Below are 17,875 nucleotides of genomic sequence, written 5' to 3' on the forward strand. Positions count from 1 at the left end.
CGGCGGGGCCGGCTCCACCGGCCCGGCGCGGCGGAAGGGGTCGGCGAAGAGCCCGAGTCGTGCCTTCAGTGTGAGGACGCGGGCGACGGCGGTGTCGATCTCGGCCAGCGTCACCAACCCGCGGTCGAGCGCCACCGGCAGGCCGTCGCGATAGGCACGCGACATCATGTCGATATCGACCCCGGCCCGGAGGGCCAGCGTCGCCGCCTCGGCGGTATCGGCGGCGACACCGTGCCGCGTCAGTTCGGCGATGGCGTTGTAGTCGCTGATCACCACGCCGTCGAAGCCCCAGTCGGTGCGCAAGGTGTCGGTGAGCAGCGCCCGGTTCGCCGTCAGCGGCACACCCGCGAGGTCGGTGAAGGCGGGCATCAGCGCCAGAGCGCCGGCATCGATCGCCGCGCGGAATGGCGGCAGGTAGATTTCCGCGAGGGCGCGCTCGGAGATATCGACCGCGGCGTAGTCGCGGCCGGCGGCGCTGGCGCCGTAGGCCGCGAAATGTTTCGGCGTGGCGGCGAGGCCGGAGCCTTGGTATCCGCGCACCTTGGCGGTGGCGAAACGGTCGGCGACGCAAGGATCCTCACCCGGGCCTTCGGCGATCCGGCCCCAGCGTGGATCGCGAGCGACGTCGAGCATCGGCGCGAAGGTGAGATCGACGCCGGCGGCGATGGCCTCCACCGCGGCGGCGCGGGCGGTCTCCTCCCAGAGCGCGGGGTCGAAGGCGGCGGCCTCGGCCAGCGGGATCGGGAAGATGGTGCGAAAGCCATGCAGGATGTCGAGCGCGAAGAAGAGCGGAATGCCGAGCCGGGTCTCCTCGACCGCGATCCTCTGCGCCGCGCGGATCGCCTCGCGGCCCCAAAGATTGAAGAGGCTGCCGACGCGGCCCGCGCGCAGTTCGCCCGAGACGTCGCCGGCCACCGTCGGGCCGGTGACGGCATAGTCGGCCGACAGCATGGCAAGCTGGCCGAGCTTTTCCTCCAGCGTCATCTCGGCGACGAGCAACGCGGTGTCGGCCGCGGGCGCGATCCGCGTCAGGCCGGCGCCGGCGGCGAGCAGGCCGAGGAAGGTCCGGCGCCGCATCAGAGCGGGCGACAGGTGAAGCCGGTGAAATCGCCGTCAAAGCGATTCACGTCGGTGTAGATCAGCCAGAACCGGCCGTCGGCGTGGGAGAGGCACGGCGTCCAGACCCCGCGGTCGTCGGGCTCGCCGCGGAGGTCGAGTCGGGAGGCGCGGGTCAGCGGGCGGGTGACCGGGCGCCAGTTCACCAGATCGCGCGAATGGTGGATCTGAACCCCGGGATACCATTCGAAGGTCGAGGTCGCGATGTCGTAGTCGCTTCCGACCCGGCAGATCGACGGGTCGGAATTGAAGCCCCTGAGGATCGGGTCGCGGATCATGTCATTCCACCGGCTTCGCCGAAGCTGGCTCCGGCCTCACAAGGAAAACGGGCTCTCGCGCCGGATTTCCCCGCCCGTCCTCGCGCCTCGACACGTCGGCGCGCGCCGGGCGCGCACGGCTTGCCAGCGTGGGATGGGATGCGTAGGGTCGCGGCGGCGGGGAGGCGCGCGATGGTTCGGTTCTTGGCGTTGACTGTGGTGGAACTGGCGGCGAGCGCCATCGGGCTGATCGTGGCGGCCTGGCTGCTGTCCGGGGTGGTGCTCAGCGTCTCGGGCTTTTTCGTCGCGGTGGCGGTGTTCACGGCCGCGAAGATCATCCTGGGACCCTTCATCTTCAAGTTGTCCTTTCGCCATGCCCGGGCGCTGACCGGCGGCATAGCGCTGGTGACGACATTTGTCAGCCTGTTGGTGACGACCTGGCTGACCAGCGGACTCGCCATCACCGGAGCCACGACCTGGGTGATCGCGACGCTGGTGGTATGGCTGTTCTCGGTCATCGCAACCCTCGTCCTGCCGCTCGTCATCTTCAAGAAGGTGCTGGCCCGGCGCGACTCCGGCCCGATGCTGCCGCCGTCCCGTTAGAGCGGAAACCGACCCGGTTGCACCGGGTCGCCCGCTCCAGAGTCTTGAATTTGCGCGATGTCTTGACCACCGGACGATTCCGTCCGGTTGGACATTGCTCTAGGTGCCCGGGACCGGCCGCCGTCACCGCTGAATGAGCAGGGCGCGGGCCTCGTCGGGGTCGAGGGGCGCCGGGCGCTCGCAGATGGTGATCATGTCGACGAACTCGCCGGTTTCGCCCGAACGCAGGACCGCGCGCATCACATCGACACCATGCAGGGCGCGGTCGAGCGCGCAGCGGGCATCGCGGCCTTGCAGGATCGCCTGTGCCATGTCGGCGAGTCCGGCGGTCCGGTAGTTGGCGAAGTCGCCGTTCGGCCGATGATCGTTCGGGACACCGAACGGATGGTCCCAGGGGCTGGCCTCGGCGATCACGCCGTCGCGTCCGGCGATCTCGACCGTGCCGCCGAACCAGTTCGGATCGGGCACGAAGAGCGAGCCTTCGGTGCCGTAGAGCTCGATCGGGCCGTGGCGGTGCGCCCAGACATCCCAACTGCTCGACAGCGTGATGGTGGCACCGGAATGGAACAGCAGGAGAGCGTGGATATTGGTCGGCGTCCTGACCGGGATCGCCTCGCCCTGGCGCGGGCCTTCGGTCAGGATGGCGCGGGTCGGCGTCGCCGAGGAGGTGAGGGCGGCGACGCGCTTCACCGGGCCGATGAGGTTGATGAGATCGGCGATATAGTAGGGGCCGAGATCGAACATCGGCCCGCCGCCCGGCAGGAAGAAGAAATCCGGGTTCGGATGCCAGTGCTCCATGCCGTGGCTCATCACGTGGGCGGTACCGGAGGTGACGGTGCCGATCGCGCCCTCGTCGATCAACGCGCGGGCCCGCTGATGCGCGCCGCCGAGGAAGGTGTCGGGCGCGCAGCCGACGCGGCGGCCGACGCGCCCGGCAATCGCGCGGAGCTCCAGCCCCTGCTCGATGGTCAGCGCCAGCGGCTTTTCGGAATAGACATGCTTGCCGGCCTCGAGCCCGGCTTTCGTCACCGCGAAATGCGCGTCCGGCACGGTGAGGTTGATCACCATGTCGATGTCGGGATTGTCGAGCAGCGCGTCCGCGGTCTGCGGCTTCACCCCGAATTCGCGTGCGCGAGCCTTGGCCGCCGCCGGGTTCACGTCGGCGCAGGCGCGTACTTCCAGACCGCGGAAGAGCGGTGCGAGCTTGAAATAGGTGGCCGAGATATTGCCGCAGCCGATGATGCCGATGCCGAGCGCGCGGGTCATGTTGGTCTCCGGGAAAGTCGTGTCAGAGGGTCTTGGCGCAGGCGATCGAGCGCTCGGCGAAGCGCGCGTCATCCTTGGGATTGTCGTGCTCCAGGACGAAATGCTTGACTGGCGTCTTGGTCAGCGCGGCCATCAGCCTCTTCCAGTCAACCGTGCCCTGGCCGAGATCGGCCCATCCGTCTTCGTCGGTGTTCTCGCCCGGCGCGGCGATGTCCTTCATGTGCACCGAGGTGATCCGGTCGCCGAGCGCGGCGATCCAGCGCAGCGGATCGCCGCCGCCCTTGACCACCCAGGCGATATCGGCCTCCCATTCGAGGTCGGGGCCGCCCTCGAAGATCGCGACCAGCGGAATGGTCCCGTCGGCGAGCGGCTGGAGCTCGAAATCGTGGTTGTGCCAGCCGAAGCCGAGGCCGGCGTCGCGATAGGGCTGGCCGGCCGCGGCGAGGCGCTGGCCGAGTTCGGCATAGCCCGCGCCGGTGGTCGGGCGCTGGTCCGGCGGGAGATAGGGGCAGTAGATGGTCTCGACGCCGAGCGCCTCGGCGATCGCGAGCACACCGGGTATGTCCTGCTCCAGCATGTCGATGGAGAAATGACCGGTCGGCATGGTGAGGTTGGTCGATCCGAGATTGGCCTTCAGTTCCCGGATCTTGTCGGCGTCGGCATAGAGCGCGCCATAGCCTTCGACGGACTTGTAGCCCGCGCGCGACAGCATCGCCAGCGTGTCGGAGAGCGGCGGGAAGTTGCGCGAGCTGTAGAGCTGGTAGGAAAAGTCGGGCATCGCGGGGGTCTCCGGTGTCAGGCGGTGAGAGGTCGAGCATGGGTCAGAGGCGCTGTTCGGTCTCGCGGTCGAAGAGCGAGGCCTTGGTGATGTCGAAGGTGACGCTGACCGGCTGGCCGCGGGCGAAGCCGTGGTCGGCGGTGGCGCGGGCCGAGAGCGGCTGGCCGGCGAGGCTCAGCCAGAGCAGGCTGTCGGAACCCATTGGCTCGTCGATGTCGATGACGGCGGGGGTGCCGGCCGACCGGTCGGCATGGATGATGACATGCTCGGGGCGGATGCCGAGGATCACCTCGCGGCCCGGGGCTGGCAGACCGCCGTCGTAGCCCGCGAGGGGTATGGTGACGCCACCATCCAGTGCGACGGCCCAGCCCTCGACGCCGCGACCCTTCAGCATCGTCATGGCGGGGGAGCCGATGAAGCCGGCGACGAAGAGGTTCGAGGGCTTGTTGTAGATGGTCTTCGGGTCGGCGAGCTGCTGGATGTAGCCGCCGCGCATCACCGCGACGCGGTCGGCGAGGGTCAGGGCCTCGATCTGGTCGTGGGTGACGTAGATCATCGTGTTGGCGAGCCGCTGGTGCAGGCGCTTGATCTCGACGCGGAGCTCGGAGCGGAGCTTGGCGTCGAGGTTGGAGAGCGGCTCGTCGAAGAGGAAGACGTCGACATCGCGGACGAGCGCGCGGCCGATGGCGACGCGCTGGCGCTGGCCGCCGGAGAGGGCGGCGGGCTTGCGGTCGAGGAGGGGCTCGATCTGAAGGATCCCGGCGGCGCGGGCGATGCGTTGGTCGATCTCGGCCTTCGGTAGTCCGGCGTTCTTCAGGCCAAAGGAGAGGTTCCCGCGCACGGTCATCCGCGGGTAAAGAGCGTAGGACTGGAAGACCATGCCGATGCCGCGGTCCTTGGGCTCCTCCCAGGTGACGTTTTTGCCCTTGATCCAGATCTGGCCGTCGGTGATGTCGAGGAGGCCGGCGATGCAGTTGAGCAGCGTGGACTTGCCGCAGCCCGAGGGACCGAGCAGGACGATGAACTCGCCCTCGGCGATGTCGAGGTTGAGCTTCGCCAGGATGTCGAGCGCGCCGTACGACAGGCGGAGGTCGCGAATGGCGACGCTGGGCGACGTGGTCATGATGTTCATTGTCACCCCTTTACGGCGCCGGCCGCGATACCGCGCACGAAGAACCTGCCTGAGACGAAGTAGATGAAGAGCGGCACCAGGCCGGTGATGATGGTCGCGGCCATGTTGACGTTGTATTCCTTCACGCCCTGCACCGAGTTGACGATGTTGTTGAGTTGAACCGTCATCGGATAGGTGCCCGGCTTGGTGTAGACGACGCCGAACAGGAAGTCGTTCCAGATGCCGGTGACTTGCAGGATGATCGCGACGACGAAGATCGGCAGCGCCATCGGCAGCATGATCTTGAAATAGATCCCCCAGAAGCCGGCGCCGTCGACGCGCGCCGCCTTGAACAACTCCTCCGGGACTGAGCTGAAGTAGTTGCGGAAAAGCAGCGTTAGGATCGGCATTCCGAAGATGGTATGGACGATGACGAGGCCGGTCAGCGAGCCGTAGAGACCGATCTCGCGCAGCATGATGACGAGCGGGTACAGCATCACCTGATAGGGGATGAAGGCGCCGAAGATCAGGATGGCGAAGAACGTGTTCGCGCCCCTGAAGCGCCAGTTGGCCAGCGCATAGCCGTTCACGCTGGCGATGGCGATCGACAGCACGACCGAAGGCACGGTGATGCGCACGGAGTTCCAGAAGCCGCGGCTGAGCCCGTCGCAATTGAGGCCGGTGCAGGCCTCGGCCCAGGCTTTCACCCACGGCTGAAAGGTGATCTCCATCGGCGGTGAGAAGATGTTGCCGAGACGGATCTCCGGCATGCCCTTTAGCGAAGTCACCACCATCACATAGAGCGGCAGCAGGTAGTAGAGCGCCACCACGACCAGCGTGCCGTAGAGCATGATGTTGCGCCGGGACAGGGCGGGCTTCGGGCGGGCGCCGCGCGGCCCGACGTGCGTGGCGGCGGGGGGCGTGGCGGAGAGGATTGGGTCAGCCACGACGCTTGCCCCCGAATTCGAGAAAGGCCCAGGGGATGATGATGATCGCCACGGTGACGAGCATCATCGTCGAGGCGGCGAAACCCTGGCCGAGGTTCTGAGCGCGGAACATGAATTCGTAGACGTATTTCGCCGGCACCTCGGAGGCGTTGCCGGGACCGCCGCCGGTCATGGCGACGACGAGGTCGTAGAGCTTGACGATACCCGACATCACGATGACGAGCGTGGTGATGAAGACCGGGCGCATCATCGGGATGACGACGAAGAGGTAGGTCTTCCAGGTCGGGATGCCGTCGACGCGCGTCGCCTTCCAGATGTCCTCGTCTATGCCGCGCAGGCCCGCGAGCATCAGGCACATGATGAGGCCCGTGCCTTGCCAGAGACCGGCGATGACGATGCCGAACATTACCAGATTGGCGTTGTAGAGCGGGTCGAAGGTGAAGCCGGTCCAGCCAAGTCCGCGGAGGACGTTCTGGATGCCGAAATCGGGGTTCAGGACCCACTGCCAGACGAGGCCGGTGACGATGAAGGAAAGGGCGAAGGGATAGAGGAAGATCGAGCGGAAGGTATTCTCGAACCGGATCTTCTGGTCAAGCAGCGCGGCGAGGACGAAACCGACGACGAAGGAAAAGACGAGGGTCAGGACCGCGTAGAAGGCGAGGTTCTCGATCGAGACGATCCAGCGCGGGGTCGACCAGAGACGGCGATACTGGTCCAGTCCGACGAATTCGAGGCGGGGTAGCAGCTTGGAGTTGGTGAAGGAGTAGAGGACGGTCCAGAGCGTGCCGCCGAGGAAGACGCAGACCGAAGTCACCACCATCGGGATCGAGGCGATCTTCGCGCTCAAATTCCTGAAAACCCGGATCGGCCGCTGTCGCGGCATCGCGTCACCCCCAAATTTCGTCGGAGAAGGACCGTCCCCGCGGCGGGGCCGGCCGGTTCGGGTCAGTCGGCGCTCTCGATCAGCGCCGCGAAGCGCGTCTGCGCGTCGGCCGGCGTCATGGTGCTGGAGAAGAACTCGCTCATGAGGTCGTTGATCTGGGTGGTAGTGTCGGGGCTGATGAGTTCGTCGGTGCTTTTCAGCACATTGCCGGCCTTGAGGATCTCAAGCCCCTTCTTCATGCAGTCGTTGGCCGCCGACAGGTCGATGTCGCCGCGGACCGGCAGCGAGCCTTTCTTCAGGTTGAAGGCGACCTGGGTTTCCGGCGAGAGCATGACCTCGGCCAGCACTTCCTGCGCCTTGGACTTCTCCGGGTCTTCGAGCTTGGGGAAATAGAAGGCGTCGCCGCCGGTGGTGATGAACTGGGCCTCGCCGAGGCCCGGCAGGCAGGCATAGTCGGTGCCGGCGGTCTTGCCGGCGACCTGGAACTCGCCCTGCGCCCAGTCGCCCATGATCTGGCCGCCGGCCTTGCCCGAGATCACCATGGCGGTGGCCTCGTTCCAGTTCTGCACGTTCGAGCCCTTGGAGATGGCGCGGGCGTCGCCGAGGGCGGCGAAGATCTTCGCCACGTCGGCGCCGCCGGCGATTTCGGCGTCCTTCTGGTCGTAGACGGCGAGATAGAGATCCTTGCCGCCGAGGCCGAGCAGCAGCTGGTTGAAGACGCCTGACATCTGCCACGACTGCTGGCCCACGGCGAGTGCCACCTTGCCCGCCTTCTCCAGCGCCGGCGCGGCGGTGACGAACTCGGTCCAGTTCGACGGGACCGGAACGCCGGCGTCGGCGAAGGCCTGGTTGGAGAGCCAGAGCCACTGCCACGAGTGGATATTGACCGGGATGCAGTAGATATGCCCGTCGAGCGTGCAGGAATCGAGTAGGGACGGCGGGTTGACAACGTCCCGCCAGTGTTCGGCCTCGGCCACCGAGTCGAGGTCGCGCATCAGGCCCGAGGCGACCAGTTCCTCGGCCTGGCGGCCATGGTTGAACTGGGTGGCGCCCATCGGGTCGCCACCGGTGATGCGGCTGACCATGATCGGCCGCGCGGTGTCGCCCGCGCCGGCGATGGCGCCGTCCACCCACTTGTTGCCGGTGGCGTCGAAAGCCTTGGCGAATTCGGCGACCGCCGCCGCCTCTCCTCCCGAAGTCCACCAGTGGGTGACTTCGAGGTCGGTCGCCTGGGCCGCGCCGAACGGCAATGCGACGGTTGCCGCCAGGGCGGCGGCCGAGGTCCGGATTCTCATGAAGATTCCCCCCATTTTTCTATATCGTTGTAGATTGATGGTAGCTGTGGCAACCGAGAAAGGCAACGAGCGAATCCTGTGCCGCCAGTCGCATCCCGCGTCGCGGGTTTCCAGGCGAGCAATTAGTTATATATATTGATAATTAACAAGGAAGAACACCGCCTGCATTCGGGGCCGCCGCCCAGCTCGACTCGCTCCGGCCTGCCCGCGGTCGGCGGAATCGCGCGGAACTTGAAAACACTGTAACGTTGCAGTAAATTCGCGCAAGAAGAGCCAGGACAGATGGGGCGCCGCCCGCGTTCGCGCCCGGCGGCTGGCAGGGAGAGCGGGTTGGACAAGGTCGAGCGGGATATCCTTGTCGAGCCGGGGCCGCGCCCGACGCTGAAGACCATCGCCTATATCACCGGACTCGGGGTGACGACGGTGTCGCGCGCGCTGAATGACGCGCCCGACATCGGTCAGGCCACCAAGAACCGTGTGCGGCTGGTGGCGAAACAAATCGGCTATCGGCCGAACCGCGCCGGAGTGCGGCTCCGAACCGGCAAGACCAATGTCATCAGCCTGATCCTGTCGGTCGAGACCGAAGTTCTGGGCCTTACCGCGCAGGTGGTCTCCGGCCTCACGGAATATCTCGCAGGTTCGCCCTACCACCTGATCGTGACGCCCTACAGCCGGCGCAGCGATCCGCTGGAGCCGGTGCGCTACATCGTCGAGACGGGCTCGGCCGACGGCATCGTCTTCTCGCGGACCGAACCCGAGGACGCGCGGGTGCGCTATCTTCACGCCCGCGGCTTTCCCTTCGCCAGCCATGGCCGTACCGAGATGGATATCGTCCATCCCTATTTCGACTTCGACAACGCCGCCTATGCCCGGATCGCTGTCGAGCGTCTGCGGGCGCGGGGCCGTGAGCGGCTGGCGCTCCTGCCGCCGCCGGCGCATCTCACCTTCGCGCGGCACATGACGGCCGGGTTCGTCGAGGCCATCGAGCGGCACGATCTCGTCGAGATCCCGATGCATGGCGTCACCCTCGACAGCCCGCCAGAGGCGATCACCGTCGAGGTCGGCCGGCTGATGACCGCGCGCCGCCGCCCCGACGGCCTCGTCTGCGGCAGCGCCTCGGCGGCGATCGCGGCGATCTCCGCCGCCGAGGACGCGGGCCTCATCATCGGCCGCGACTTCGACGTGGTGGTCAAGGAATCCTTCAACCTCATGCGGCGCTTCCGCGGCGAGATCGAGGTGGTGCACGAGGATTTCCACGCCGCCGGCCTCGGATTGGCCGAGACGGTGGTCCGCGCCATCGAGGGCGCCCCGGCGGAAAGCCTGCGGTTCGTCGACGTGCCAAGTTCGTGACAAATCGGTCACGGCAGGTTGCGGCGCGACCGCGTGGCCTTTAAGGAACGGCGAGCGGTTCCAGAGGGTTCCGGGAGAGTCCGGTCGCCGGGCGTCGGTCGAGCCGCGCACGCGCGGCCCTCCGTGCGTCGGCGGCGCGCCAAGGAGGCTGAGATGTCGGGGCCGACCCCCTACGCCGAGTTGACGGCCCATCTGCGCGGCATCGCCGCGCTCGACCAGGTGTCGGGCCTGCTGATGTGGGATCAGGAAACCCAGATGCCGATCAAGGGCGCCGCGCAGCGCGCCGAGCAGAACGCGGCGGTGGCCTCCGCCCGGCACGCGCTCGCCGGGGCGCCGGCGCTGGCGGACTGGATCGCCGAGCTGGCATCGGCCGATCTCGATCCGGCGGCGGCGGTCAATGTCGCGGAGGCGGCGCGCATCCACCGCCGCGCGACGCGCTTGCCCGTCACCCTCGCGGCCGATCTCGCGCGGGTGACGGCGGAGGCGTTCTCGGTCTGGCAGATGGCGCGGGCGGCGGGCACATATGCCGATTTCGCGCCGATCCTCGGCCGGATCGTGGCGCTGAAGCGGGCTGAGGCGGCCTGTCTCGCCGAGTCGGGCCAGAGCGCGTATGACGCGCTCCTCGCCGATTTCGAGCCCGGGATGACCAGCGAGGAGCTGGCGCTGATCTTCGGTCGTCTGCGCCCTGGCCTGACCAGCCTGCGCGAACGCATCGCCGAATCGGGCTGGAGCATGCCGCGGTTTGTCGGTGGTTTCGGCAAGGCGGGTCAGGTCGCGCTGGCGCGGCGGCTTGGCGATGTCTTCGGCTATGATTGGGACGCCGGGAGGCTCGACCTCGCGACGCATCCCTCCTCCTCCGGCTCGAACGGCGACGTGCGGATCACCACGCGGGTCAACGAGGGCGATCCGCGCGAATGCGTCTATTCGACCGTGCATGAGCTCGGCCACGCGCTTTACGAGCAGGGCCTCGACCCGGAGCAGGCGATGCTGCCGGCCGGCATGGCCGCATCGATGGGGGTGCACGAAAGCCAGTCGCGGCTGTTCGAGAATCAACTCGGCCGCAGCCGGGCGTTCTGCGAATGGCTGGTGCTGGCGCTCGGCGCGCAATTCGGCGCGACCGGCGTCGATATGCCGGAATCGCTCTACGCGGCGGTGAACGCGGTCGAAACCGGCTTCATCCGCACCGAGGCGGACGAGGTGCACTACAACCTGCATGTGATGCTGCGCTTCGATCTCGAGCGGGCGCTGGTCGCCGGGGACCTGGAGGTCGGCGATCTCGAAATGGCCTGGAACGACCGGTTCCTCGCTGATTTCGGGCTGGAGGTGCCGGCCCCCCGGCTCGGTGTGCTGCAGGACGTGCATTGGTCGGCGGGCCTGTTCGGCTATTTTCCGACCTATTCGCTGGGCAATATCTATTCGGCGGAATTGCACGTCGCGCTTGGCCGGGCGGTTCCCGATCTCGATGAACTGCTGGCGATCGGGGAGCTTCGCCCCGCGATCGATTGGCTGCGCGAGAATATCCACCGCAAGGGCCGCCTCCTCGCCCCCCGGGCGCTGATCGCCGAGGCTTGCGGCCATGAGCCAACCGAGGCCGCGCTTCTCGAATATCTGGAACGCAAGTACGGGGCGCTCTACCGGCTTTGACGACCGGTTTCCCGGCGATCCGCCGTGACTTGGGCCAGGTCCGGACTCGACCGGGCCGGTACGATCACGCGTGTATTTAGGCGATGCCGGCGGGGCGGCGAGTGACTGGCCAGCCCGAAGCCGGCCCCCACCGGCCAAGGAGGGATAGTACCCGCCGACCGCGATCGCTCGTCACAGGTCGCGCGGGGTCAATAAGTGCGGATCAGTCCGACGAGCTTGCCCTGAACGCGGACCTGATGGTCCTGGTAGAGGCGGGTCTCGTAGGCCGGGTTCGCGGCTTCGAGCGCGACGGTGGTGCCTCGGCGGCGGAAGGTCTTCAGCGTTGCCTCCTCGCCCTCGATCAGGGCGACGACGATGTCGCCGTTGTTCGCGGTCGACTGCTCCTGGATCACGACGATGTCGCCGCTGTTGATCCCGGCCTCGATCATCGAGTCGCCCTTCACCTCCAGCGCATAGTGCCGGCCGCTGCTCGCCAGCATCGAGGCGGGCACGGCGATGTTGCGCGAAACCTGCTGGATCGCCTCGATCGGGGTGCCGGCGGCGATCCGGCCCATCACAGGCAGCTCGATCGAGCCGACCTCGACATGCAGCGCGGCGGCGGGACGTTCCGGTCGGCCGCCGTCGATCACGGCTGGCTGGAAGCCGGCGCCGCCGCTTTCCAGCGTTTCAGGCAGTTTCACAATCTCGATCGCGCGGGCACGATGCGCGAGGCGGCGGATGAAGCCCCGCTCCTCCAGCGCGGTGATGAGCCGATGGATCCCGGATTTGGAGCGCAGATCCAGCGCTTCCTTCATCTCGTCGAACGAGGGGGGGACGCCATCCTTCTGGAGCCGATTGTGAATGAAATGCAACAGGTCATATTGCTTGCGCGTCAGCATTTCCCGGGCTCCCGATCGGTACCGCTGGGCTATGTTCTAGTAACGTTCATGTTTTGTGTCAAGGTTTATTCCGGCAATGCAATCATGGGTTTAGCTAAACCAGGAAAATTCAACCGTGTCGCCAATCCGTCGCGCGGGGTCGCCGGGAGGGCGCATGACCAGCGCGTTGGCGGCGGCGAGCTCGGTCAGGAGCGAACTGTCCTGCCGGGCGAGCACGTGACAGCGCCGGCCGTCGGCTTCCTCGGTGACACGGGCGCGCATGAAATGCGCTCGGGGACCGTTCGGCGTCAGCGCCGTGTCGAGACGGCCGCGCAGAAGCGGCGGCAAGCCGGCCGGTAGGCCAAGCATCGCCGCGACGGCCGGAACGAGGAACAGATGGCCACAGATCATCGCGGAGACGGGGTTGCCCGGCAGGCCGACCAGCGGCGTGCCGCGCAACCGACCGGCCATCAGCGGCTTGCCGGGCCGCATGGCTATTCGGTGGAATTCGAGCGCCAGCCCCTCGGCCAGCGCCGTCGCGCGCACGAGGTCGAGGTCGCCGACCGAGGCGCCGCCGAGCGTCACGATGAGGTCGGCGCCCTCGGCGAGGTCGAAGGCGGCGGTCAGGCTCCTGGCGGTGTCACGGGCGATCGGCAGGATCCGCGCCTCGGCGCCCGCCGCGTCGAGCATCGCCTTCAGCCCGTAGCTGGTGGAGCAGACGATCTGGTCAGGCCCCGGCTCCTCGCCCGGCGTCACCAGTTCGTCCCCAGTCGGGATCAGCGCGACCACGGGACGCCGCCGCGTCGCGACCCGCCCGGCATTCATCGCGGCGAGCAGCGCCATTTCGGCCGGGCCGATCCGAAGCGGCGCGGCGAGGCACGCCCCGGCGGCGAAATCGGCGGCGGCGGCGCGGATGTTCGGGCCCCGGTCGGACGCCGCGCGCACGAGAATCCAGTCGCCGTCGCGCTCGACATCCTCCTGGATCAGCACGGTATCGGCGCCCTCGGGGACCGGCGCGCCGGTCAGGATGCGAACGGCCTCGCCGGGTTCGACCTGGCCCTCGAAACGCGCACCGGCATGGGCCGCGCCGACGACCGCGAGCCGCGCGCCTTGCACCAGATCGGCCCACTGGATCGCATAGCCGTCCATCGCCGAGGCGGCGAAGGGCGGCTGCGCCCGCGTCGCCACCACGTCACGGGCGAGGACGCGTCCCGCCGCCGCCGCCAGGGGTACTTCCTCGATATCGAGCGGGGCGAAGAGCGCGATCAGCCGCGCATGCGCGTCGGTGACGCTGAGAAGGTCGGTCATCGTGGGATTCGTCCGGGAAAAACGGTCATTCACAAAAAGCGATCATGGCGAGACATGGCGCCCCGACGCGCCGCCGTCCTTCAACACCACCCGGATGCCACCGATCACCATGCCGCGATCGACCGCCTTCAGCATGTCATAGACGGTCAACGCCGCCACCGAGACGGCGGTCAATGCCTCCATCTCGACGCCGGTCGGGCCGGTGGTGCGGACCCGCGCCTCGATCTCGACCCGACCTTCGCCGGGAGTGAGATCGACGCCGACCTTGGTCAGCGCCAGCGGGTGGCAGAGCGGGATCAGGTCGGCGGTGCGCTTGGCCGCCATGATGCCGGCGAGGCGCGCGACGCCAAGCACGTCGCCCTTGGCCGCGCCGCCATCGCCGAGCAGCGTCAGCGTCGCGGGAGCCATCTCGACCCAACCACGCGCCACCGCCTCCCGCGGGGTGGCGGGCTTTTCCGAGACATCGACCATACTCGCCGCGCCGGTCGCGTCGAAATGCGTCAGCCGCGTTCCGGAAGACATCAGCCGGCTTCCGGCGTCCAGGGGCCGCGGAGCAGCTCGCGGGTCGCGGCCTCGACGTTTTCCTCGCGCATCAGCGTCTCGCCGATCAGGAAGCAGCGCACCCCGAAGCTCGCCAGCTGCGCCAGATCCTTGCGGTTGCCAAGGCCGGATTCCGAGATGATCAGGCGGTCGGCCGGGACGCCGCGCGCCAGTTTGCGCGTTACCGTGATATCGGTCTCGAAGGTGCGCAGATCGCGGTTGTTGATGCCGACGAGCGATGATTTCAGCAGCTTCGCCCGGTCGATTTCCTCGGCGTCGTGGGTCTCGATCAGCGTGTCCATGCCCCAGGCGATCGCGGCGTCCTCGATCTCGGCGGCCTGGCTGTCCGACACGGTCGCAAGGATGATCAGCACGCAATCGGCGCCGAGCGCGCGGGATTCCACGACCTGATAGGGATCGTAGATGAAGTCCTTGCGCAGGACCGGCAGGCCGGAGGCGGCGCGCGCCATGCCGATATAGCTGTCGTCGCCCTGAAAGCTCGGCCCGTCGGTCAGCACGCTGAGACAGGCGGCGCCGCCCTTCTCATAGGCCACGGCCAGCGCGGCGGGATCGAAGTCGGCGCGGATCAGGCCCTTGGACGGGCTCGCCTTCTTGATCTCGGCGATCAGGCCATAGCCGCCGGTCGAGATCTGCGCGGTCAGCGCGTCGGCGAAGGGCCGCACCGGCCCCGCGCTCCGCGCCAGCGCCTCGATCTCGGACAGGGGATGGGCTTCCTTGCGCGTCGCGACATCGACCAGCTTGTAGGCCTTGATCTCGTCCAGGATGCTCATTTCGCCCGCCCTTCGTCCGCCGCGGTGGTAAGGGCGGCCAGATGCTCGGCCTTGGCCCGGGCGGCGCCGGAATCGATGCTCTTCCGGGCCAGCGCCACCCCGGAAGGCAGATCCTCGGCCCGCTCGGCCACCACCAGCGCCGCCGCGGCGTTAAGCAGCACCGCGTCGCGGTAGGCCGACGCCGCGCCGCCGAGCAGGGCACGCAGCGCGGCGGCGTTCTCGCTCGGCGCGCCGCCGGCGATCTCGGCGAAGGGACGCGTGGACAGGCCCGCGTCCTCGGGGCGCACGGTAAATTCGGTGATCTTGCCATCCCGGAGCTCGACGACATGCGTCTCGCCGGCGATCGAGATCTCGTCGGTGCCGTCCGCGCCATGCACGAGCCAGGCGCGGTCCGAGCCGAGTTCGCGCAGCGTCTCGGCCATGGGGCGGATCACGGCCCGCGAATAGGCGCCGGTCAGCTGCCGGCGCACGGCGGCGGGATTGGTCAACGGCCCGAGGATATTGAAGATCGTGCGGGTGCCGAGCTCGGCGCGGGCGGGCATGACATGACGCATCGCCGGATGATGCATCGGCGCCATCATGAAGCCGATCCCGGCCTCGCGCAGCGCGCGCTCCACCACCTCGGGGCCGACCATCACATGGACGCCGAGCTCGGTCAGAGCGTCGGCCGCGCCGGATTTCGAGGAAAGGTTGCGGTTGCCATGCTTGGCCACCACCACCCCGGCTCCGGCCACGACGAAGGCGGCGGCGGTCGAGATGTTGAGTGTGCCCTTGCCGTCACCGCCGGTGCCGACGATATCGACCGCGCCCTCCGGCGCCTGCACGCGCAGGCATTTGGCGCGCATCACGGCCGCCGCGGCGGCGAATTCCGCGACGGTCTCGCCCCTGGTCCGCAGGGCCATCAGAAAGCCGCCGATCTGCGCCGGGGTGGCGTCCCCCTCCATGATCGCGGCGAAGGCGGTTTCCGCCTGCTGGCGTGTCAGCGGCCCCTCGGCGGCGCGCGCGATCAGCGGCCTCAACCGGTCACTCATGCCGGCACGCGGGCGAGGTCGAGGAAGTTTCGCAGCAGGGCGTGGCCGTGTTCGGAGGCGATCGATTCCGGGTGGAACTGTACGCCGTGGATCGGGAGGGCGCGGTGCGCGAGGCCCATGATCGTGCCGTCGGCGAGTTCGGCCGTGACCTCGAGGCAGTCGGGCAGGCTGGGCCGATCGACGATAAGGCTATGATATCGCGTGGCATTGAACGGCGATGGCAGGCCGGCGAAGAGGCCCTTGCCGGTGTGCCGGATGCTGCCGAGCTTGCCATGCACGATCTCGCCGGCGCGCACCACCTCGCCGCCGAAGGCCTGGCCGATGGCCTGATGGCCGAGGCAGACGCCGATCAGCGGCGTGCGGGTCTCGGCGGCGGCGGCGATCAGCGGCAGGCAGACGCCGGCCTGGTCCGGGTCGCAGGGACCGGGCGAAAGCAGGATGGCATCAGGCCGCAGCGCCATGGCGGCGGCGGTGTCCAGCTCGTCGTTGCGCCGAACCGTCACCTCGGCGCCGAGAACCCCCAGATAGTGGTAGAGGTTGTAGGTGAAGCTGTCGTAGTTGTCGATCAGCAGCAACATTTCAGGGGTCTTTCCAAGGGCTTCTGGCGAGGGCTTCTGACCGGGTCTTTGGGGCTGGGCGGCTGTTCACGTGCGCGTTATACATGGCCCTTGTGGTCCGACGGGGTCAAGAGGCACCCGGCGGACGGGGACAAGGATTTCGCAGTGCGGATCGGGACGCGCCCGCGCGGGGCCGGATTCTGGAAGGGGCTGGTCGCCGGCATCCTCGTCTCGGCGCTCGTCGCGCTGCTGCTCGCCTATCTCTTTCCGCCAACGCGCTATCTCGCGCCGGACGTTCCCGCCGGGGGCGGCGCGGCGCCGGATGTTCCGGGCGCGCCGTCGGCGATCGTCAGGCCGCGCGCACCCGGGGCGGGCGGTGTGCTTCCCGACCCCGCGCGCGCGCCGCTGATCGCCACCCGCCCGGCGGCCGAACCGTCGCCCTTCGCGCCGGCCGCGGCGCCCGATTTCTTCCGGGACGCGCCCTCCGGGTCGCCGTCGCTGGTGCCGCGTTAAGGTTCGGCGTCGCGTCGAGCATCGCGATGAAAACCCGTCGAACCGACTGAAAGGCTTGCGTTTTTCGCGTATGAAATCCGTATGCGAAGCATATGAAAACCGTATGCATGTTTTCGGCGAAAGGTTAAGATGGAGAAGGTTTCGGGCGGATGGCCGAGGCCTGATCGGAATGGGCGAGCATTGGAAAGCGCGCCCCGGCTGATTTGGATGTCGCGGGACGACAAAGGCCGCTCCGTTCTTGATCGAAATACGAGAACCTGCTAACGTTCCTGCGATGTGAAGTCGGGCGTGCTCAATCGCAAGTTACTGAATTAAATCGAAATATTCGATAGGATCGCCCGTGTCGGCGCTGATCGAACGTATCGAGCCCGGGTCGATCGCCTATATCTCGATCACCCAATGGCTTCCGGCGATTTTCCTAGCGGTCGTGGGTGGATACTTTGCCAAGGTGGTATTGCCCATTGCTTTTGAGGAGTATTCCTACTCAAAGAAAAAAACTGAAAAGCGGATCGAGCATGCGGAAAAAATCTCATCAATTATGGGGTGCTACATAATTTGTTGGCGAAGGCTTATCCAGATTGCGGAACTAGAAGCGGATCGAGTGCTGGACGAGGATGAAGTTATAAGGAAGCTGGATTTTGTCAAGGAGAGGAATAGCAGCAAAGATGAATTGTATAGAGCGCTCTCGGTTTCTGTTTTCTACTTTCAAGAGAAATGTTGTGACGATCTAAACAAGTTCATTGAATGGGATGAGGAGCAATCCGCGAAGCGACTCGCTGATTTGCCGGCAATTTCGGAATGGCGAAAGTGGGAAGCCCGGATCTTGCTCGGTATGAGGGAGGATATCCGTGAAAGTCGTCGTTAAGGTTCTCCTGTTCCTTCTGGCGACACCCGGGACCGTCTGGGCTCAACGTCAGCTTGATTGTCCGGGGCCCGGTTGCCCCGGCCGACATTTGCCGAATATCCATGATGGCCCGGGCGGTTCGTCGCATGGCGCGGACCGTCCGGGTGGTGGCGGTGGCCCGTAC

19 protein-coding genes are annotated in these 17,875 nt (G+C 67.3%); 5 read left to right on the forward strand and 14 right to left on the reverse strand.

Annotation, left to right across the window (positions count from 1 at the left end):
- Positions 1-1,077: glycoside hydrolase family 3 N-terminal domain-containing protein (locus Q0480_RS06230; protein ID WP_299131524.1), on the reverse strand; the 1,077-nt coding region annotated here is incomplete at its 3' end.
- Positions 1,077-1,394 (reverse strand): family 43 glycosylhydrolase, encoded by a 318-nt coding sequence (locus tag Q0480_RS06235; protein ID WP_299131525.1) that lies wholly within the window; start codon positions 1,392-1,394, stop codon positions 1,077-1,079. The genes Q0480_RS06235 and Q0480_RS06230, both read right to left, overlap by 1 nt.
- 171 nt (positions 1,395-1,565) lie before the next feature.
- Between Q0480_RS06235 and Q0480_RS06240 the strand changes: the two genes are divergently transcribed.
- Positions 1,566-1,976, forward strand: a complete 411-nt coding sequence (locus Q0480_RS06240) for a phage holin family protein (protein WP_299131526.1) — start codon at positions 1,566-1,568, stop codon at positions 1,974-1,976.
- A 123-nt stretch (positions 1,977-2,099) separates the two neighbouring features.
- Here Q0480_RS06240 and Q0480_RS06245 read toward each other — a convergent pair whose 3' ends face one another.
- The 6 genes from Q0480_RS06245 to Q0480_RS06270 form a co-directional block, all read right to left on the reverse strand.
- Positions 2,100-3,242, reverse strand: coding sequence for a Gfo/Idh/MocA family oxidoreductase (locus Q0480_RS06245; protein WP_299131527.1), 1,143 nt, complete (start codon positions 3,240-3,242; stop codon positions 2,100-2,102).
- Between the two features lie 22 nt (positions 3,243-3,264).
- Positions 3,265-4,020 carry a sugar phosphate isomerase/epimerase gene (locus tag Q0480_RS06250; RefSeq protein ID WP_299131528.1) on the reverse strand — a complete coding sequence of 252 codons (756 nt, stop codon included), beginning with the start codon at positions 4,018-4,020 and terminating at the stop codon, positions 3,265-3,267.
- Positions 4,021-4,063: 43 nt separating this feature from the next.
- Positions 4,064-5,152, reverse strand: a complete 1,089-nt coding sequence (gene ugpC, locus Q0480_RS06255; protein ID WP_299131529.1) for a sn-glycerol-3-phosphate ABC transporter ATP-binding protein UgpC — start codon at positions 5,150-5,152, stop codon at positions 4,064-4,066.
- Positions 5,153-5,154: 2 nt separating this feature from the next.
- On the reverse strand, positions 5,155-6,078 hold the full coding sequence (locus tag Q0480_RS06260) for a carbohydrate ABC transporter permease (protein ID WP_299131530.1): 924 nt from the start codon (positions 6,076-6,078) through the stop codon (positions 5,155-5,157).
- Positions 6,071-6,961, reverse strand: a complete 891-nt coding sequence (locus tag Q0480_RS06265) for a carbohydrate ABC transporter permease (protein WP_299131531.1) — start codon at positions 6,959-6,961, stop codon at positions 6,071-6,073. Before Q0480_RS06265 ends, Q0480_RS06260 begins: the two co-directional genes overlap by 8 nt.
- A 62-nt stretch (positions 6,962-7,023) precedes the next feature.
- Entirely contained in the window at positions 7,024-8,256 is a 1,233-nt protein-coding gene (locus tag Q0480_RS06270) for an ABC transporter substrate-binding protein (protein ID WP_299131532.1), read from the reverse strand.
- Between the two features lie 330 nt (positions 8,257-8,586).
- On the opposite strand from Q0480_RS06270, the gene Q0480_RS06275 reads away from it, so the two are divergent.
- Both Q0480_RS06275 and Q0480_RS06280 read left to right on the forward strand, forming a co-directional pair.
- Positions 8,587-9,606: a LacI family transcriptional regulator gene (locus Q0480_RS06275; protein ID WP_299131533.1), complete on the forward strand. Its 1,020-nt coding sequence runs from the start codon at positions 8,587-8,589 to the stop codon at positions 9,604-9,606.
- A gap of 153 nt (positions 9,607-9,759) precedes the next feature.
- A complete protein-coding gene (locus tag Q0480_RS06280; protein WP_299131534.1) occupies positions 9,760-11,250 on the forward strand; it encodes a carboxypeptidase M32 in 1,491 nt (496 codons plus the stop codon).
- A gap of 188 nt (positions 11,251-11,438) precedes the next feature.
- Here Q0480_RS06280 and lexA read toward each other — a convergent pair whose 3' ends face one another.
- The 6 genes from lexA to Q0480_RS06310 all read right to left on the reverse strand — a co-directional run bounded on the left by lexA (position 11,439) and on the right by Q0480_RS06310 (position 16,355).
- Complete coding sequence (gene lexA / locus Q0480_RS06285) at positions 11,439-12,128, reverse strand: transcriptional repressor LexA (protein WP_299131535.1); 690 nt, start codon at positions 12,126-12,128, stop codon at positions 11,439-11,441.
- Between the two features lie 90 nt (positions 12,129-12,218).
- Positions 12,219-13,415 (reverse strand): gephyrin-like molybdotransferase Glp, encoded by a 1,197-nt coding sequence (gene glp / locus Q0480_RS06290; protein ID WP_299131536.1) that lies wholly within the window; start codon positions 13,413-13,415, stop codon positions 12,219-12,221.
- Positions 13,416-13,457: 42 nt separating this feature from the next.
- On the reverse strand, positions 13,458-13,937 hold the full coding sequence (gene moaC / locus Q0480_RS06295) for a cyclic pyranopterin monophosphate synthase MoaC (RefSeq protein WP_299131537.1): 480 nt from the start codon (positions 13,935-13,937) through the stop codon (positions 13,458-13,460).
- Positions 13,937-14,746 (reverse strand): indole-3-glycerol phosphate synthase TrpC, encoded by an 810-nt coding sequence (gene trpC, locus Q0480_RS06300; protein ID WP_299131538.1) that lies wholly within the window; start codon positions 14,744-14,746, stop codon positions 13,937-13,939. The genes moaC and trpC overlap by 1 nt, the downstream gene beginning before the upstream one ends.
- The gene (gene trpD / locus Q0480_RS06305) at positions 14,743-15,777 is read right to left on the reverse strand and encodes an anthranilate phosphoribosyltransferase (RefSeq protein WP_299131539.1); all 1,035 of its coding nucleotides are present in this window, start codon (positions 15,775-15,777) and stop codon (positions 14,743-14,745) included. Before trpD ends, trpC begins: the two co-directional genes overlap by 4 nt.
- A complete protein-coding gene (locus tag Q0480_RS06310; protein WP_299131540.1) occupies positions 15,774-16,355 on the reverse strand; it encodes an aminodeoxychorismate/anthranilate synthase component II in 582 nt (193 codons plus the stop codon). Before Q0480_RS06310 ends, trpD begins: the two co-directional genes overlap by 4 nt.
- Positions 16,356-16,499: 144 nt before the next feature.
- Here Q0480_RS06310 and Q0480_RS06315 point away from each other — a divergent pair, with 144 nt between their 5' ends.
- Together Q0480_RS06315 and Q0480_RS06320 are read left to right on the forward strand one after the other, a co-directional pair.
- Complete coding sequence (locus tag Q0480_RS06315) at positions 16,500-16,847, forward strand: hypothetical protein (RefSeq protein ID WP_299131541.1); 348 nt, start codon at positions 16,500-16,502, stop codon at positions 16,845-16,847.
- A 340-nt stretch (positions 16,848-17,187) separates the two neighbouring features.
- Positions 17,188-17,712: a hypothetical protein gene (locus Q0480_RS06320; protein WP_299131542.1), complete on the forward strand. Its 525-nt coding sequence runs from the start codon at positions 17,188-17,190 to the stop codon at positions 17,710-17,712.
- Positions 17,713-17,875 lie beyond the last annotated feature (163 nt).

Origin of the sequence: uncultured Amaricoccus sp., from assembly GCF_937891315.1 — a bacterium.
Taxonomy (GTDB): domain Bacteria; phylum Pseudomonadota; class Alphaproteobacteria; order Rhodobacterales; family Rhodobacteraceae; genus Amaricoccus.

Excerpts from the sequence above, each read along its gene's own strand:
- Q0480_RS06235 (WP_299131525.1), bottom strand. The coding sequence starts at position 1,394 with ATGATCCGCGACCCGATCCTCAGGGGCTTCAATTCCGACCCGTCGATC.
- Q0480_RS06240 (WP_299131526.1), top strand. The coding sequence starts at position 1,566 with ATGGTTCGGTTCTTGGCGTTGACTGTGGTGGAACTGGCGGCGAGCGCC.
- trpC (WP_299131538.1), bottom strand. The coding sequence starts at position 14,746 with ATGAGCATCCTGGACGAGATCAAGGCCTACAAGCTGGTCGATGTCGCG.
- trpD (WP_299131539.1), bottom strand. The coding sequence starts at position 15,777 with ATGAGTGACCGGTTGAGGCCGCTGATCGCGCGCGCCGCCGAGGGGCCG.
- moaC (WP_299131537.1), bottom strand. The coding sequence starts at position 13,937 with ATGTCTTCCGGAACGCGGCTGACGCATTTCGACGCGACCGGCGCGGCG.
- Q0480_RS06270 (WP_299131532.1), bottom strand. The coding sequence starts at position 8,256 with ATGAGAATCCGGACCTCGGCCGCCGCCCTGGCGGCAACCGTCGCATTG.
- Q0480_RS06310 (WP_299131540.1), bottom strand. The coding sequence starts at position 16,355 with ATGTTGCTGCTGATCGACAACTACGACAGCTTCACCTACAACCTCTAC.
- Q0480_RS06280 (WP_299131534.1), top strand. The coding sequence starts at position 9,760 with ATGTCGGGGCCGACCCCCTACGCCGAGTTGACGGCCCATCTGCGCGGC.
- Q0480_RS06250 (WP_299131528.1), bottom strand. The coding sequence starts at position 4,020 with ATGCCCGACTTTTCCTACCAGCTCTACAGCTCGCGCAACTTCCCGCCG.
- ugpC (WP_299131529.1), bottom strand. The coding sequence starts at position 5,152 with ATGAACATCATGACCACGTCGCCCAGCGTCGCCATTCGCGACCTCCGC.
- lexA (WP_299131535.1), bottom strand. The coding sequence starts at position 12,128 with ATGCTGACGCGCAAGCAATATGACCTGTTGCATTTCATTCACAATCGG.
- glp (WP_299131536.1), bottom strand. The coding sequence starts at position 13,415 with ATGACCGACCTTCTCAGCGTCACCGACGCGCATGCGCGGCTGATCGCG.
- Q0480_RS06245 (WP_299131527.1), bottom strand. The coding sequence starts at position 3,242 with ATGACCCGCGCGCTCGGCATCGGCATCATCGGCTGCGGCAATATCTCG.
- Q0480_RS06265 (WP_299131531.1), bottom strand. The coding sequence starts at position 6,961 with ATGCCGCGACAGCGGCCGATCCGGGTTTTCAGGAATTTGAGCGCGAAG.